General features: G+C 38.4%; 13 protein-coding genes. 3 read left to right on the forward strand and 10 right to left on the reverse strand.

What is annotated here, in order from left to right; all coding sequences use genetic code 11:
- Window positions 1-33: 33 nt before the first annotated feature.
- From AC1M9F_RS05260 to AC1M9F_RS05285, 6 genes are all read right to left on the reverse strand, one after another.
- Window positions 34-1,278: an NADH:flavin oxidoreductase/NADH oxidase family protein gene (locus AC1M9F_RS05260; RefSeq protein WP_481591820.1), complete on the reverse strand. Its 1,245-nt coding sequence runs from the start codon at window positions 1,276-1,278 to the stop codon at window positions 34-36.
- Window positions 1,279-1,380: 102 nt separating this feature from the next.
- Complete coding sequence (locus tag AC1M9F_RS05265) at window positions 1,381-2,958, reverse strand: dipeptide ABC transporter ATP-binding protein (protein WP_481591819.1); 1,578 nt, start codon at window positions 2,956-2,958, stop codon at window positions 1,381-1,383.
- On the reverse strand, window positions 2,936-3,946 hold the full coding sequence (locus tag AC1M9F_RS05270) for an ABC transporter permease (RefSeq protein ID WP_481597230.1): 1,011 nt from the start codon (window positions 3,944-3,946) through the stop codon (window positions 2,936-2,938). The genes AC1M9F_RS05265 and AC1M9F_RS05270 overlap by 23 nt, the downstream gene beginning before the upstream one ends.
- Before the next feature lie 2 nt (window positions 3,947-3,948).
- Complete coding sequence (locus AC1M9F_RS05275; RefSeq protein ID WP_481597231.1) at window positions 3,949-5,019, reverse strand: microcin C ABC transporter permease YejB; 1,071 nt, start codon at window positions 5,017-5,019, stop codon at window positions 3,949-3,951.
- Between the two features lie 11 nt (window positions 5,020-5,030).
- Window positions 5,031-6,884, reverse strand: coding sequence for an extracellular solute-binding protein (locus AC1M9F_RS05280; RefSeq protein WP_481597232.1), 1,854 nt, complete (start codon window positions 6,882-6,884; stop codon window positions 5,031-5,033).
- 33 nt (window positions 6,885-6,917) lie between these two features.
- A complete protein-coding gene (locus AC1M9F_RS05285) occupies window positions 6,918-10,130 on the reverse strand; it encodes a lytic transglycosylase (protein WP_481597233.1) in 3,213 nt (1,070 codons plus the stop codon).
- Window positions 10,131-10,345: 215 nt separating this feature from the next.
- Here AC1M9F_RS05285 and dnaQ point away from each other — a divergent pair, with 215 nt between their 5' ends.
- From dnaQ to nudC, 3 genes are all read left to right on the forward strand, one after another.
- Window positions 10,346-11,773, forward strand: coding sequence for a DNA polymerase III subunit epsilon (dnaQ, locus tag AC1M9F_RS05290; RefSeq protein WP_481593053.1), 1,428 nt, complete (start codon window positions 10,346-10,348; stop codon window positions 11,771-11,773).
- A gap of 119 nt (window positions 11,774-11,892) precedes the next feature.
- Window positions 11,893-13,533, forward strand: coding sequence for a chemotaxis protein (locus AC1M9F_RS05295; protein ID WP_481597234.1), 1,641 nt, complete (start codon window positions 11,893-11,895; stop codon window positions 13,531-13,533).
- Window positions 13,533-14,291, forward strand: coding sequence for an NAD(+) diphosphatase (gene nudC, locus AC1M9F_RS05300; RefSeq protein ID WP_481597235.1), 759 nt, complete (start codon window positions 13,533-13,535; stop codon window positions 14,289-14,291). The genes AC1M9F_RS05295 and nudC overlap by 1 nt, the downstream gene beginning before the upstream one ends.
- A gap of 23 nt (window positions 14,292-14,314) precedes the next feature.
- Here nudC and AC1M9F_RS05305 read toward each other — a convergent pair whose 3' ends face one another.
- The 4 genes from AC1M9F_RS05305 to AC1M9F_RS05320 all read right to left on the reverse strand — a co-directional run bounded on the left by AC1M9F_RS05305 (window position 14,315) and on the right by AC1M9F_RS05320 (window position 17,313).
- Window positions 14,315-15,196 carry an alpha/beta hydrolase gene (locus AC1M9F_RS05305; RefSeq protein WP_481593055.1) on the reverse strand — a complete coding sequence of 294 codons (882 nt, stop codon included), beginning with the start codon at window positions 15,194-15,196 and terminating at the stop codon, window positions 14,315-14,317.
- Window positions 15,196-15,888, reverse strand: a complete 693-nt coding sequence (locus AC1M9F_RS05310; RefSeq protein ID WP_481597236.1) for a BON domain-containing protein — start codon at window positions 15,886-15,888, stop codon at window positions 15,196-15,198. The genes AC1M9F_RS05305 and AC1M9F_RS05310 overlap by 1 nt, the downstream gene beginning before the upstream one ends.
- Window positions 15,889-15,952: 64 nt before the next feature.
- Entirely contained in the window at window positions 15,953-16,369 is a 417-nt protein-coding gene (locus AC1M9F_RS05315; protein WP_481597237.1) for a YraN family protein, read from the reverse strand.
- Window positions 16,370-16,383: 14 nt separating this feature from the next.
- The gene (locus AC1M9F_RS05320) at window positions 16,384-17,313 is read right to left on the reverse strand and encodes a penicillin-binding protein activator (RefSeq protein ID WP_481597238.1); all 930 of its coding nucleotides are present in this window, start codon (window positions 17,311-17,313) and stop codon (window positions 16,384-16,386) included.
- Between the last annotated feature and the right edge of the window lie 11 nt (window positions 17,314-17,324).

Raw genomic sequence — 17,324 nt, forward strand, 5'->3', positions numbered from 1 at the left:
GAGCCATAAAGGCTCCTTATATATAGATTCACACTATGCAGATTTTCTTGAATTAACTTTACCTTGAATGATAGCCTTCACATTTCCTTTTGCATAATTCAGAAAAACTTTTGAAGGTGAAAGTTTTGGATTAGGTTGATTACCCTCACCAATCGCTTTGAATTGTGCCGCATACCAAATAATTTCCATAATTGCCATTTTATCAATAAATGGAATCCCTGTTTTAATTGGTTTTACTGCATATCTAACATCGTGTCCTGCAATCAAACGATCAGTTAAATCCGTTTCTACAGCGAGCGGGCGTGCAATTCCAATAAAGTCACATGCACCACTTTCTAAAGCATCATTCATCCCTTTAACGGTTCTGAATCCACCTGTAACCATCAGTCTGCATTTTACTTCTTTACGTATTTTCTCTGCGAAATCTAAAAAGTAAGCCTCACGTGCAATGGTACTTGCTTTACGCTGTTCAGCTTTAGCACCTGCCATTGCGGGCGCTTCATACGTACCACCTGAAATTTCAATTAAATCGATACCTGCATCATCAATAGCTTTAAATACTTGAATCACTTCTTCTTCAGTAATTCCACCACGTTGAAAATCTGCGGAATTCAATTTCACTGAAACGATAAAATTCTCGGATGTTGCAGCTCGAACAGCTTTATAAATTTCTAATAAGAAACGCATACGATTTTCAATGCTTCCACCCCATTGATCATTACGCTTATTGGTCAGTGGCGATAGAAATTCACTTATTAAATATCCATGAGCACCGTGTAATTGAACACCTTCAAAGCCCGCTTTTTCGCAAATCGCTGCAGAGGTTGCAAACCTTTGGATTAGATCTAGGATTTCCTCATGCTCGAGAGCCCGTGGAGTAGCAAAGGTAGTTGCCAACATAGCACTAAATGGCACAGCAGACGGTGCAACAGTTTCTTTATTTAAGCCTTTAGGACACTGTCTGCCCGGATGAGACAATTGAACAAGCTGGACCATACCATAACGTTTACCTAGGTCAGCCCATGCCTTTAATTTAGGTAAATCTCGCTCATTTTCGACCACGACGACACCAGGCTCATTCTTCGCACGTAGATCAACCATCACATTTCCTGTGATTGAACCTCCTAAACCTCCTCTTGCCCAAGCTTCATACAAGCCTGTGTGCAAATGATTTGGTTCACCAGCAGCATTCGCTAGAGCTTCACTCATTGCGCCTTTAATAATGCGATTTTTGAAAGTTGTATTGCGAATTTGAATCGGCTCAGCAATTTTACTCATCTTGAAGTTCTCAATTTTGTGCTTATCTAAACCTAAAACCAATTAGGCGTGACTTCCCTGAATTTCAGTCTAGAATTGACAATCCTTCTTGTCAAATAACTTTTATAAACTACTTTGTATAAGATGTTGCGTATAAGCATGAATCGGTGCACGGAATAAACGTTCTGTCTCTTGAATTTCTAAAACTTTTGCATCTTTCATCACCATAACTCGATGGCATAACGCTTTCACAATTTTCAGATCATGACTAATAAAGATGTAACTGATCCCTGTTCTCTGCTGTATATCTTGAAGTAATTTCACCAATTTTATTTGTGTATTGCGATCTAATGCAGATGTTGGCTCATCCAGAATGAGTAATTGAGGTTTCAGAATAAGTGCTCTGGCCAGCGATACTCTTTGTCGCTGTCCACCCGACATTTGATGAGGATAACGATCAAGAAATTCTTTTGTGAGATTAACCTCTTCAAGGGCTTGAATCGCGAGATTTAATTTTTCACTCTTTCTCAATTTTTTTAATCTTAACCCTTCAGTTAATAACGACAAAACATCCATTCTTGGATTGAGACTCGAAAAAGGATCTTGAAAAACGATTTGAAAATCTTTTCGATGCGCTCTAAGTTGCTTGTCAGACAACTGATTGAGATTGATACGATTTAATTCAATGGTACCTGTTGACTCTATGAGTCGTGCAAGCGCGAGTGCAGCACTGGTTTTTCCAGACCCACTTTCACCTACAATACCAAGCGACTCTCCTTGTTTAAGCTGGAAACTTAAATCTTCCACCGCTATAAATTGAGTTTTAAATACATTCAGAAAATTCAGCTTAGGTGGATACCGCACTCGAAGATGTTCAGTATTTAAAAGTTCTTTGGCCTGTTCACTGATAGGTGAAATCGAATCAAACTGCTGATTAAGGAGCAGTCGAGTATATTCATGGCGAGGCTGCAGGAATATTTGAGAGACATCACCCTGTTCAACTGTGACACCTTTAGACAAAACCAATACCTGATCAGCATATTGTTGCACCAACCTTAAATCATGACTAACCAAAACTAAGGCCATATTTTTTTGATGCGCTTGGTCTTTAATTAAATTTAAAATTTGTTTCTGTAGTGATACATCAAGGGCTGTTGTTGGTTCATCTGCAATTAAAATTTCAGGTTCCGAAATCAGAGCTGTTGCGATCATCACCCTTTGACGCTGTCCACCAGACAACTGATGTGGATATCGCTTGAGGATGTCTAATGAATTACCCAACCCTACATCACAAAGCACTTCTTCTATTTTTTTTTGAATGTCTTTTCTCTTAAGCCCCATCAGCCATAAAGGTTCTGAAATAATTTTTTCAACTGTATGTAATGGATTAAGTGCCGTCATTGGCTCTTGAAATATCATCGCGATCTTATTGCCACGTATTAAGCGCAACTGATCTTCGTGTTTTAGACACAGATCTTCATTTTGAAATATGATTTCACCACTTAAGTCTAGAGCGCGATCTTGAAGACCTAGAAGACTTAGACAAGCTAAAGATTTTCCTGAACCACTTTCACCAACAATCGCTACTGTCTCACCCGCATTTAGCTTAAAAGACAAATCAGTTAAGATTTTTTGTTCATTCAACTGAATATTGAGCTTGTTGACTTCAAGTATTGGTTTAGCCTCTTGGATCAAATGCATCTCGAGCTGCCTCTCCGATATAAATAAGAATAGATAACACAACTGCTAGACTAAAAAATCCAGATAAAACCAACCACGGTGCTGATAGATTATTCTTACCCTGTAATAAAATTTCACCAATTGAAGCTGTATCAGGTGGCAAACCATAGCCCAGAAAATCCAAGGCTGTAAGTGCGGTAATATTAGCGGTAAGAATGAAAGGAAGCTGTGAGAGTGACGAACTTATAGCATTGGGTAAAATATGTTTGATAATAATTTGACTATCTGTAGCACCGAGTGATCTCGCAGCTCGCACATAGTCCAAATTTCTGGCTTTCAGAAACTCTGCACGAACAAGACCAACTAACGCAGTCCAACCAAACATCAGCATAATTAAAAACAGCCAATATACGCTTGGTGTAAACATGCTCACTAAGATCATCACAATAAATAACATTGGTAGACCACCCCACACCTCTAACAGCCTTTGACCGATCAGATCCAACCAACCGCCAAAGTAGCCTTGGATAGCACCAATGGTAATTCCTATGAATGCAGATCCAATAGTAAGTGCAATGCCGAACAGCAAAGAGATACGAATACCATATATTAATCTTGCCAAGACATCACGACCTTGATCATCTGTGCCTAACCAATTCACGGAGGTCGGTGGAGATGGTACAGCTTCTGCCAATTCATAATTAGGTGTTTGATATGAAAATGGGATGATAGGCCAAATCTGCCATCCATGCTCATTAATCAATTCTTGAACAGCTGGATCTTTATAATCAGCCTCAGTCTCAAAGACACCACCGAATGTTGTTTCAGGATAAGGCTTAAAAATTGGGAAATAAATTTCTTCTTTATAATAAATAAGTATTGGTTTTTCGTTGGCAATAAACTCTGCTCCCAAGGATAAAATAAAGATCGCGATAAATAAAATGAAGCTTAAGAATCCGAGTCGATGTGACTTAAATTTTGAAATTCGTTGATCGAAAAGTGGAGACATTATTATGCTCCTCGACGATCAAAATTGATTCTTGGATCAATCAATTGGTATAGAACATCACTGAGTAATCTCAAAATTAGACCGACCAACGTAAAGATAAACAATGTTCCAAAAATCACGGGATAATCACGCTGCTGAATTGCCTCAAATCCAAGCAAACCCAAACCATCAAGATTAAATATAATTTCTACAAATAGATTGCCAACAAAAAAAATTCCGATCAGTGCTTCAGGTAATCCTGCTATAACGATCAACATCGCGTTACGGAAAACATGATTGTATAAAACGCGTTGCTCGGTCAAACCTTTAGCACGAGCTGCCGTCACATATTGTTTATTTAATTCTTCCATAAAAGAGTATTTTGTTAGATATGTGAGGGTCGCAAATCCACCTAAAATAATAGTAAGGACAGGCAATGTAAGATGCCAAAAATAATCTTTAACTTTATCAATGAAACTGAGTTCAGCAAAATTCTCAGAGACCAATCCTTGTAATGGGAACCATTGTAAATAGGATCCCCCCGAAAAAATCATAATAAGTAGAATACCAAATACAAAAGTTGGCACTGCATAACCAACCGCCAATATTAATGAGGTCGTTTGATCAAACAGACCGCCATGTTTATTCGCTTTGCTGATCCCTAGAGGAATGGCTATACTGTAGATCAGTAAGGTACTCCATAATCCAAGGGAGATCGTGACTGGCATTTTTTCCAAAATTAATGTTGTTACTGATTTATTTTTAAAAAAGCTCGTTCCAAAATCGAGTTGAAAATATCCTTTTAGCATTAGAAAAAAGCGCTCATGCACAGGGCGGTCAAATCCATATTGCGCTTTGATCTGCTCGACCATTTCAGGACTGAGTCCTCGTGTACCCTGATAATGACTCTGGACTTCATTGATATGAGATGTCGAACCAGACACAACACCAATGCCTTGAAACTTTTCAGCTCTCTGTATTGCCTGTTCTACAGGTCCACCAGGAGCAATTTGAGCGACGGCGAAATTGATGAGTAATATCAAAAATAAGGTGGGAATGATTAGCAAAAGTCGTTTAAGTATATAAAGACCCATAAATTTAACCTTTAACGTGAGCCTTTACTTTGACCAAGATAAGCAGCCACTTTGCGAGCTTGATTTTGATCTACCCACCAATAATCTTCACCAACAGCAAGTTTTGGTTTAATCTGTGGCTGTTTATACATATTCCAATACGCATACCATTCACGATCATTTCCATAAGTAAGTATCTGATAATATCCTGCACGTAATAAACGATCCAAGACACGTGTATTTAATATTAATTTTTCTCGATCAGGTGCATGGATAATACGCTTTATAATTTCATCTATAACGCTATTTTTCACACCAGAAAAATTATAATTTCCCTCTTCATTTGCAGCATGACTGCTCCAAAATTGCGCTTGCTCATTCCCAGGATTTAGTGACTGAGGCATCACCATCGTGGTTAAATCAAAATCATATTGACGCATCCGCTGTAAATATTGAGGCATATCGACTTGGCGAATCGAAACCTGAATACCCAATTTTTTTAAATTTCGAATATAAGGCATGAGCGTCCGTTGTAAGCCCTCTTGATGAAGAAGCAACTCTAATTGAATTGGTTTTCCATCACGCGCATGCAAATTACCATTTTTAAATGAATACCCCTGGTCAATTAAAATTTTCCGAGCAGTGAGTAAGCCTTTACGATTGTAGCCTGTACCATCAGTGACGGGATATTTCCACGCTTTTAATACCCCTTCTCGTTGTAAAGGATGTAACCGAGATAAATAAGGTTTTAATATTGTTAATTCTTTTTGACTTGGTACTGACTTTGCTTCGAGCTCACTAAACTGAAAATGACTTTGTAAACGTTGATATTGTTGATAAAACAATGCTTTATTTTGCCATTCAAAGTCATAAGCATAGGTCATTGCTTGTCTAAAATAGATATCGTTTAGGGGTTTTTTTCGTGTGTTAAAAACGATACTTTGTGTCGGAGCAGGGTTTTGTAAAGCTACACTATATTTTTTAACCAATCCTGAGTTAAATGCTGGAAAGTTGTATTCCGTCTTCCATTTACGAGCAAATTTCTCTTGGTGAAATGTATATTGTCCAGCTTTAAATCCTTCAAATGCAATGTCCGAACTACGGTAATAAACATATTTAATTTGATCAAAATTATAACGACCGCGATTTACAAGTAAATCCTTGGCCCAATAATGAGGATTACGCTGATAGGTAATACAACGACCAGCATCAAGATTTTTAATTGTATATGGCCCTGATCCTAAAATGGGTTTCAGTGTTGCTCGACTAAAATCTTTAGATTGCCAATCTTTTTTAGAAAAAATGGGCATCTGTGAAAGTATTGCTGGCATTTCAGTATTTCTTTCTGATTTAAATACCATTTTTACGGCATGTTTAGACAGAACCTGAATTTTATCTAAATCAGACAAATACATCTGTAAACCGGGATTGGTTTTGGTTAAATACATTTCAAACGTGAATTTAACATCCTCAGCCAGTACAGGTGATCCATCACTAAATCGAGCACGTGGATTTAAATGAAAAATCACAAATTTTGTTCGGGTTGGATCAAACTGAATTTTCTCAGCCAAAAGTGGATAAAACACATTTGGTTCATCTAATGACTTGGAAAATAGCGTATCGAACAAGTAATTTGTACCTTCAACCCAACTTCCTTGCCCATTCATACCGTTTAGATTATCAAATGTCCCATCAGCCGCTTTCACCAACTTTCCACCCTTTGGTGCGTCTGGGTTGGCATATGGCATCGCATCTAAATTCAGATATTTCGGTTTTGACTGTAAAGCAATATAAGGCGTCGTTTGAAGATTTGCCCATGCACTGATATGAATGGGCAAGAAGAGGAAAATAAACTTTGCTTTTGACAAAGTTGATGAAATGCGCATCTCGATATGAAATTCCTGATTGCTTAAGCAGACTTAAGAATGTGGAACTTTAATCGTAGCACCAATCTGTAAAGGTGTGTTTGGTTTCAAACCATTCATTTCTGCAAGCTGATCAATGTCTATACCAAATCGATTCGCAATTCTGTACAGGGAATCACCACTACGGACTTTATAATCTGTGACCACTTTAGGAACTTGAATAATTTGGCCTCTTTGCAATCCAGCACGTAGGTTTAACTTATTGAGGTCTGCAAGTTCTTTTGCAGTCATGTCAAATCGTGTAGCAATAACATGAAGAGACTCGCCTGATTTGACAGCATAATCCTCTGTATCACGCGATTTTGATTGACGGACTGGTGTTTTTTCTGTACTTGCAGCCGTCTTTTCAACATCGCCACTTACTTTTAATTTTTGACCAATTTGAAGGACTGATCTCGCATTTAGATCATTCTGCGTAAGTAATGATTGAAGCGGCATATCATATTGTCGCGCAATACTTGCTAAGGTCTCTCCACTCTTCACAGTGTGAAATTCCACTTTCTCAGCAACCGAATTAATTCGTGTCGAACTCTGCTTAGTGGAAGCTTTATTTTCATCTTCTTTCAAATTCAGCTTTTGCCCAACTTGTAATCCAGCATTCGTTCGCAAGCCATTCATTTCTGCTAACTGTGCAACAGAAAGATTATATTTGCTTGCAATGGCATTCAGGCTATCGCCTGATTGAACAACATATTGCTCTGGTACTTTAGATCCCGCTGGTACTTTAATGGTTTGACCAACCATCAATCCTTTTTCAATATCCAAATTATTCAGTGTCGCCAACTCAACAACGGTTAACTTATGCGCATTTGCAATGTTGTACAACGTATCTCCTCGTTGTACGCGGTAAGTTTCAGTCTGAATTTCAGGTACAGTTTTAGCATTACTCGCGCGAGTTGTTGATGAAGCTGTATTAGATTGCACTTCTTCTAAAGGAACATTAATTTTTTGACCCGCGTACAGGCTACTATCAGCTTTCAGTCCTGAGCTTAATGACGCTAACTCTTGAGTCGAAAGTCCATATCGATCAGCGATTAACTTTAAGTATTCGCCACGTTTAACCGTATAAGATTTCGTTTGAACCTTTGTTACCGCTTGTTCAGTTTTGCTTGATTTAGATGCTTGAGACTGGATTAGATTTAACTTCTGCCCAACCAGTAAATTACTATTGATAGTTAGACCATTCAATTCAGCCAATTGTTGGACACTCAAATCAAACTGGTTTGCAACACTAGTCAGACTATCATTTGCTTTTACAATATAACTTGCTGGCTTTATATCCGTTTTCTGAGCAGATGTCACTGGCTTAGCATCGTAGAGATATAGGGTCGCACCTACATATAAGGTTGCATTTGGATCTACTTGGTTCCATTTTGCAATATCTCTCCAACTTACGCCGTTTTTCATTGCAATAATTGCTAGCGTGTCACCAGGGAGTACCGTATACGTACTACGCTTACCCTTAGGTGGTTCTACAACCACTTCACTTTCAGTTTTCTTAAATGCCTTACCTTGATTAAGCTGGGCTTCCTCAGAAGTAGGCAATGTACTTTCTGCCACAGATTTAGGATAAGCAAAGCCAACTTTAACTTCTGAACCTTGTCCTGCTGCCACAGATTGACTTGTTTGAATCGCAGTTAATTTAATCTTGCCATCCAACGGATCGACAATCTCAGTACCTTGAGGTGCAATGGCACTAATCTCTCTAACGACTTCCGCTTTTTCTGCTTCAGTGGCCTGTGGTTCAATGACCGAGGCAATAATTTGATCAGAACTCGTAGTTGTTGTGGTTTTTTCAGGTGCAATTGAAGCTAAGATTTTGGCTTTTTCTTCAGCAGTGATTTCTGGTTCTACACGTACAGGTTTAACATTTTGCGCCGGTGTAACAGCAACAGGTATACGAGGTGCACTTGGCACCACTGCCGAAGCAGCAAAAGCTGCCAATGCATCAGAACCAGAAGGAGTACTACCCTTCGATGTTGAAATTGTTGTAGATACTGAAGATGTTTGAGTATTATTAACTGGCTTCGCTGTTTGAGTTGCCATTACGGAAGCATTTGAAGCTTTTGGTGTATTTACTGTCGTTGTAATTGTGGTTGCTGGCGTAGATGTAGAAGCAGGGCTTGAAGCGCTCGCCCATAGACCTGTACTGCTTGGTTTAAGTGCTTTCAGTTTACGATCAATATTTGGATTTAAATCTGCTGGAATTAAAATTCGCTGTGGACTTTGAGGATCAATGATATCACCACGATGCCCTGGATTCAGTTGATAAAGTTCTGCACGACTTAAGCCTGTCAGAGAAGCAATTTCGTTTAAACTCGCACCTGCTGGAACTGGAACTTCTCTAAAGTGAGGACGATTCGCAATTGGTGGTAATCTTACGCCATACTTTTCAGGGGATTTGATAATCTGTGCAACCGCAAGGAAACGAGGTACATAGTTCATTGTTTCTTGAGGTAAACGTAATGACCAATAATCTGTAGGCAAGCCAGCAGCCTTATTACGGTTAATCGCTTGTTGAATACGTCCAGGACCAGCGTTATAAGCCGCTAAAGCTAATTCCCATGAACCGAATTGGTTATATAAACTTCCTAAAAACTCGTAGGCTGCACGTGTAGACTCAACTACATCACGGCGTCCATCATACAAATTGGTCTGTCTTAATCCATAAATACGACCTGTACTTGGGATGAATTGCCACATCCCTGCAGCTGCCGCTGAACTCGTTGCAGCAGGATCATAGGAACTCTCAATAACGGGAAGTAAAGCAAGTTCAGTAGGTAATCCACGGCGCTCTGCTTCCTTTACAGTATGATAAAGATAACGAGAAGCTCGAGCGGATAAACGATCCAGATAAGGCTGACGCGTAATAAACCAACTTCTTTGAGCATCAATCCGTGGATCCCACTTTGTTTCATCCATTTTAAAACCAACGGTCATACGTTTCCAAACATCGCCGTGTTTTAAAATAAGTAAACGATCACCTTCAACTGCACGCATATCAGTTGCAGATAAAAGATCTTCAAGTGAATCTAAGCTACTGGCATCTAACATGCCGAGTTGATTCGACTTTTGCGTCTTTGCGGAAGTGGGACTCGCTGTACAGCCAGTCATTACGCCTAATCCGGTTACTGCGGAAGTAATTACTGAAATTTTAAATAAAAAAGTTGCAGATGGCTGCCACACTGCGGTGGTTGTTTTAGACATACAAATTCCGAAAGACGCATAGTAAATTTATTGTATATAAGCCATTTTAGAGGAGCTCGTTGTTCAGGCAAGTCTCTTCTTGATGAGTAATTGCTTATAAATGTTACAAGACATTAAAAAATATCCAGTTATCGCACTGATGTTTCGCATTTACGTATACAATAAAATTTCCGAACTTGATGTTCAACACTTTATTCGATTGATTGGTTCAAACTATGTCTGAAATAACACTTTATGTTGATGGCGCATGTCGTGGTAATCCTGGGCTAGGTGGCTGGGGTGCTTACATCATCACTAAGGATACAGAACATAAAATATGTGGTGGTGAACCAGACACGACCAATAATCGTATGGAGTTAACCGCTGCAATCGAAGGAATCAAATTTTGTCCTGTTGATGCAAAGCTGATCATTTGGACAGACTCAAACTATGTAAAACGTGGAATTACTGAATGGATCAGTGGTTGGAAAAAGAAAAATTGGAAAGACGTAAAAAATCCTGATTTATGGCAAACTTTGGATCAAGTTTGTCAAGGTCGAGACATTGAATGGAACTGGATTAAAGGTCATGCAGGACATCCAGGCAATGAAATGGCAGATCAGTTAGCTAATCAAGGCGCTGACCAAACGGCTGAACAATTTAAAAATTCCCTGCAAGCGAATGATAAAAAAAAACAGTCTGAAGATTGGTTGCTCAATGATCCGTTTGGTTTAGATCTCAATGATCAAGATGAAGAAGTTGAAATTGATTTAGCAGAAAATGATGATCAAGCTGAATACAGCACGGACGAAGTCACCTCAAACTCCTCAGATATTATTAAGGATATTATTAAGACAGTTGATGCACAGGACTTAAATTCTGAATCTGTAGATCAAAGCGTTCCTCAGTTAGCTGAAAAATCGCATCCACATATTGTGGTCACACCTGCTCGTTTAAATTTACAGGGACCACGCCAACTGATTTTAGATACGGAAACTACAGGTTTTTATTATCAAGATACAGACCGTATTATCGAGGTAGGTGCGATTGAAATGATCAATCGTAAACTGACAGGAAGTTCAATTCACATTTATATCAATCCCAAAAAACCAGTCGGTGAATCTGAAGCAATTCACGGTATTTCTGATGATTTTTTGAAAGATAAACCTATATTTGAAGAAATCGCTGCTGAACTGTACAAGTACTTAAAAGGTGCAGAAATTATCGCACACAACGCAACTTTCGATATGAACTTCTTAGATATGGAGTTCAAACGTGCTGGCTTTGGTACGCTTTCAGAAGTCTGCGCAGTCACCGATACACTTGCAATGGCAAAAGCGAAACATCCAGGTCAAAAGAACTCATTGGATGCATTAGTGAAGCGCTACGAAGTTCCACAGCGTGATCGTACCTTCCACGGTGCTTTACTGGATGCAGAAATTCTGTCAGATGTCTATTTAGCCATGACAGGTGGTCAAGTTTCATTTGATATCGATGCACTCTCAGCGCATGATCATCATTCTGAAACTGGACAAAATCAGTACCAAAAAATTGAGGTAGATTTACCAATCATTTATGCTTCTGATGAGGAATTAGCAGCACACCAAAAATGGATCGAAGATTACCAAGAAAAAAATGGCGAGCCGTGCTTATTTGCTAAATAATCTTCCATCTGCTTGATTCATTTTGTAAAGTACGATCAGTTCGGCTATATTCATTTAGAGCAAAAATTCCCCTTATCTGGGCTCTGAGCAAAATTAACGGCCAACATAGGTTTCGATCGATGTCTTATCAAAGTTCAATTTATTTTGACCCTACAGCATTACTTATTGTTAAAAAAGAAATTGATCAAATCATCGATCAGGTCGAAAATACAGTATCAGAGCTTATTGAGGATCAAACACTTCCTTTTGGGATAGATGACGCATTCATTCGACTTGAGCAATCCAATCAAGTTTTTGCCATGATCGAGCTTCCTCATCTCGCACAACTTGCACACTACTGTGCGCAAGTCATGTCAAAGATGATGCAAAATCCAACTGCAAAAAACCTGAAATACGCTGCTGCATTAAGTGATGGTACAACGATGCTAAAGCGATATATCGAATTTATTTGCTTACGTGAAGTCGATGTCCCCCAATTTCTCTTAGATACACTTAACCATCTAGAGCGAGTATTGAACATCCCTTGTACAGCATTGGGTAATGGAATTCAGACCACTCAGAAACAATTAACTTTAACACCGCAAGCATCATCGAATCAGATTTATTCATCTGATTATTGGAGTACACTATATAAAGATTGTTTAATAAAATTAGTGACGCAAAATGAAACTGAAGACGATTTTGATCGTTTTAAACTCATTGTAGATCATATAGCACTGCTCTCTCTTGAAACACCGAGTCAACAATATTGGCTTCTGATGCAAATCGCATTTAATCAACTTGACCAACTCATTCTCAGTGATGCACGCCTAAAATGGTTGGCTAAAGTTGGCAGTCAAATTCGGGAGTTTTTAAATGCACCCCAGCATTTTCAGGTCGATGAAACTGACTTTGCTAATGCTTTAGCGATTTGTATTAGCCAAGAAAACTACGATTCACAAATGCTTCGTGAGTATTTTCAAATCTCGGACAACATTTTGACTGATGTTCAACTACAAATTTTTAGTCGCCATCTGTTTGGACCTGATCAAAGAACAATGGATACCGTTGCTCACTTGATTACAGAAGAATTAAATCAATTAAGATTAGATATTGAAAGTCACTATCAAAGTTTTACCGATGATCAAATTTTAGATATTCGCTTAAAGCTCTATCGTATGGCAAATATCTTTTTAGTGATGAATCTTAATGAAGCTTATGCAGAAATGAAACTGCAAGCAGAGCATTTTCATCGAACCTATATTCAACAAAATGCCGATTTTGCTCAACGATTAATGAACAGCATGCTGTCGGCTATGAACTCTATCGGGATTTTGAAGCGAAATTTTGCACCAACTCGCATTCAACTTGATGTGAATAATATGAATATATCACTGGATCGGTTAGATGATGCGCATGAAACGCTGCAAAAAGAAGCTCGAATTCTCTTGCAAGAACTAGGCGATAAACTTTTTCAAAACAATGATGCTCAAGACACAAATGATTTATTAAACATCACAACCAATTTAAGACAATTAAGCGGTGCTGCTCTATTTCTTGATGCTCAAATATTAAGTAATGCGCTAAAAAATAGTGCTGAGGCGGTTGAACACTATTACGATATTCAGAAATCACTCACCCACCAGCAACTTCAGCACATTCTAGATGTGCTTGCCAGTCTAGAACTTCATCTTGATGGCTTGAAGTATGATTATCCTATTCATAAATCAGTATCTGAGACTGCACTCATCAGCAGTCAAAAAATTAAAGCGGTTGCCTAATGTCTGAACTCTCTGTTGCTTATATTTTTAAACAACATCAACTTCTCGTCGATGAAAACTTCCAATTACCACGTGTTGAACGTTTAGAGAGTGATCTGATTTTCCAATCTGGTGATCAAGTAATTGCACGAGATCTACATATTGAAGAAGCGATTCCTGAAGGTTATCAACTTGTGCCAATCCGACAGTTGATCAGTCAATGGTCTAAGCAACAATTTGAACAAGCGAGTCGAGCAGTTCAATTATTAGAATGGCGTCGTAATCATAAATTTTGCAGTCATTGCGGTACAGAAACAGATGTGCACCGTTCAGAATATGCCATGATCTGCCCAGCATGTAATTATCACCAATACCCTCGTGTTCAACCTTGTGTCATTACGGTAATTACACGAGGTGACAATGAAATTTTGCTCGCGAAAAATGCAAATAATAAATCCAATATGTATGGTTTGATTGCAGGTTTTGTCGAAGTTGGTGAAACTTTAGAAGAGGCTGTGCAACGCGAAACCATGGAAGAAATTGGTCTAAACGTTAAAAATATTCAATATCTTGCCAGCCAACCTTGGCCATTCCCAAGTAATTTAATGATTGCTTTTCGAGCCGAGTATGATTCAGGTGAAATTGTGCTTCAAGAAGATGAAATTAGTGATGCCCAATTCTTTAAATTTGATGACTTACCAGAAATTCCATTTGCAGGAAGTATTGCGCATGCCATGATTCAACATGTCATTCACAATACTCCTTTCAAATCTGAATAAATCAAATCCGAATCGTTATAGATTTATTTGAAGGACTCTTCTAAAACTTTCAGGATGAGAGATCGAGTTTTGAAGAGTCGATCAAATAATGTGGCAGTTGTTGCCATGATTGATACATGTCCAGTACGAGGCACCCGAATGAGCTGGCTATGATTCTCTACAGCTAACAGTGCTTGATGCATCTCTTCAGAATTATGATCTTTTACCAACGTATCTTGATCTGCTAGAAAAATATAGTGCTGAATATTATTTTTCTCTACAAAATAGTATGGCATCACCGCTTTGAAATTTACTGCTTTATCGAATGCATGTTCAGATAAATGATCACCTAGATAGTTAAAGTGATAGGGTCCAGCCAAACCAATCAACGCTTTAATTCGATCTCGACCTTCAAAGTCAATGAATGAAGGATGGTAAATCAGTGACATCACATTAAAAGCACCAGCAGAATGTCCGATAAGCGCTATTTGATCTGCACAAATACCATATTTATCAGCACTTTTGATTAAATATTGAATTGAATCTGCAAGGTCAGTTACGTAACGAGGAAAAATATGTTCTGGCGCCAGATGATAGTTTATTACGGCGAGGTTATATCCAGCACGTGTCAAACTTTCTCCAAGAAACTTGTAATCGTCCTTACTTCCTCTACTCCATGCACCACCATGCACGAATATAACTAAAGGTTTATTCGCTGGCGCTTGGCAAACATAAAGATCCAGTCGTTGCCGAGCTTTAAGACCATAAGCAATATTTCTTTTTACAGAATAGCCTTTATTTGAGGTCAATTGATTTAATGCCAAACCACCCAAATTATATGGGCGAAAAGCATTCAGTTTTTGATTCAATTCGGTCAGTTTTAACTGAACTGATTTCGGAAAAAATTGCGCAATCTTATTCGACATTATTGGTAAGTGACACCAGCGTCAGGATCAATTGCAACGGGTGTTTCAACATAAGGTTGAGTACTCACCGCTGAAGGGTTCATAAGTGATGATGATTGAACACCTGCGCCTACTTGAGCAGATTCCACGTTATCAATCAAAGTAACAATTTTCGTGACATTCCCTACTCGTTGTAAAACTTCAATGAGATCTTGCTCTTCAGCTGTATTTAAGCGTCCCATCACATATAACACGCCATCTTCAGTATGAACCAAGACTTTACTGTCTGAAACAACTGGCGCACGCATAATTAAGCCACGTGTGTTCGCTGTCGCAGTCGCATCTTGCATGATGGTAGAGTAACCAATTTGAGGACCAACTGTGATGTAGTTATGAATAGATTTCACATCACTCATCGCTCGAACGTTATCTTCTGCTAACTGTTTCAAATGCGCATCAGGCACTTGACCTGTTAACAAGACATTACTGTGAAAGCTATTCACATTGACTCGAGATTGTTTAAAACGAGCATCCAATTTGTATAAATTGATCTTTGCTGTACGTTCAATTGAAGAGTCAATAAATACCTGACCTAAAGAACGAGCTCCACTCACCACCCCAACTGGTTCTGCGCCAGTTCCACCTGAAATAAAACTTGCACAGCCTGAAAGACTAGCAACACACGCCATCGAAATTACAATACGCTTCAACACTCAATCCGTCTCCTCGTGAAACTTGAATTTTTTCTATTGTTGGAAATGGCTTAGCTCATTCGGTTCATAGATTAATCAAGTCTGCATTTATTGTAAATGCATTTTCAATCCACTCGATATCATAATCTATATCAGAAATTTCATGCTGTAACGGTTTTGCAATTTTTTTATGAAAATCAAAACAAAACACATCAAAACGATAATAAAACTCTGTATAGCTTGGAAATTTTTGAACAAATGACATTGCTGTTTTCGCAATTTTAATTTGCTTGCTCGATGATATTGATTCTAGTGCTGAAGCATAGGTTGTTTTTGATCTGGCTTTGACCTCAACAAATATAAGCTCAAGATCACGTTGAGCAATCAGGTCTATCTCACCATAACGAGAATGAAAATTTCGAGCCAGCACAATATAACCCTGTGAGATCAAGACTTTTTCAGTTTGGTCTTCAGCCCATATACCTAATTGTTGAGAACTCATCCATTTAAGTCCTCTTAAATATTTTTTAATCTAAACCATGTTTTCTCGAAGCACGCAGGTTTTCTTTCGATACGATGCTCTTTAAAACTCAAGTGCCCAGTCTGACCTTGAATTGATATTTGATCAGGATTCTTCGTTTTCAACATCAAATCCGCCAAACGCCAAACATCTTGACCGAAGGCATTGAGACGTTGGAATGCAGCAGTATTTTCTGTTGTTTGATTAGGTTTTTTTAAAAATTGAACCATGACTGGAACATCACAGAATTTAGTTCCCTTCGGAATATCCATATTATGATCAATAGCAAAAGCCTGAACATACAAACGTTTTGAAGGTTTATTCTTCAATGAGTTGATCCACGCCATACTGCCCAAAAGCAACACCCCTTCATTTGACTTTATATCAGGCAATTGTTGGACTAGAGAAAATTTACCATGAAAATTTTTAAACACGGCATTTACAAAGCTTAAGCTCTCAGACTCAGTACCAGACTCACGCAATATATAGAGATGTTGAACTCGATCCTTTTCAATCTGTTTAATTAAAACTTGAGCATCATCAGTTTTCGATAAACTAAACTGCCACACTTTTGCATGCTTAGAAGGAACTTCATTCAGTGCTAAAACAGGAATTTTAAGCGGTTCTTTCATTATTGCTTCGACATCCTGTCTGGCTAATGGACCAATAATAAGTTTGGTGTTTTGACTGACTTGCATCTTTAGGATCTCTTTTAATCGTTTTTGATCCGAATTGACATATTTGATTGGCATTTCACTTTTAGACTTTTGATAAGCCTCATCAATACCATTTTTAATACTATTACTTGCTCGCGCCATAGGGCCTGAATCAGGTAAAATAACCAATACTTCCGCTTGGGCTTGGAAAATCATTCCACATAAGCCAATACCAATGAATTCTTTTTTTATTCTTAATAGATCCAACATGGAGAAACCTT

It is taken from the genome of Acinetobacter sp. ANC_7504 (assembly GCF_056779995.1).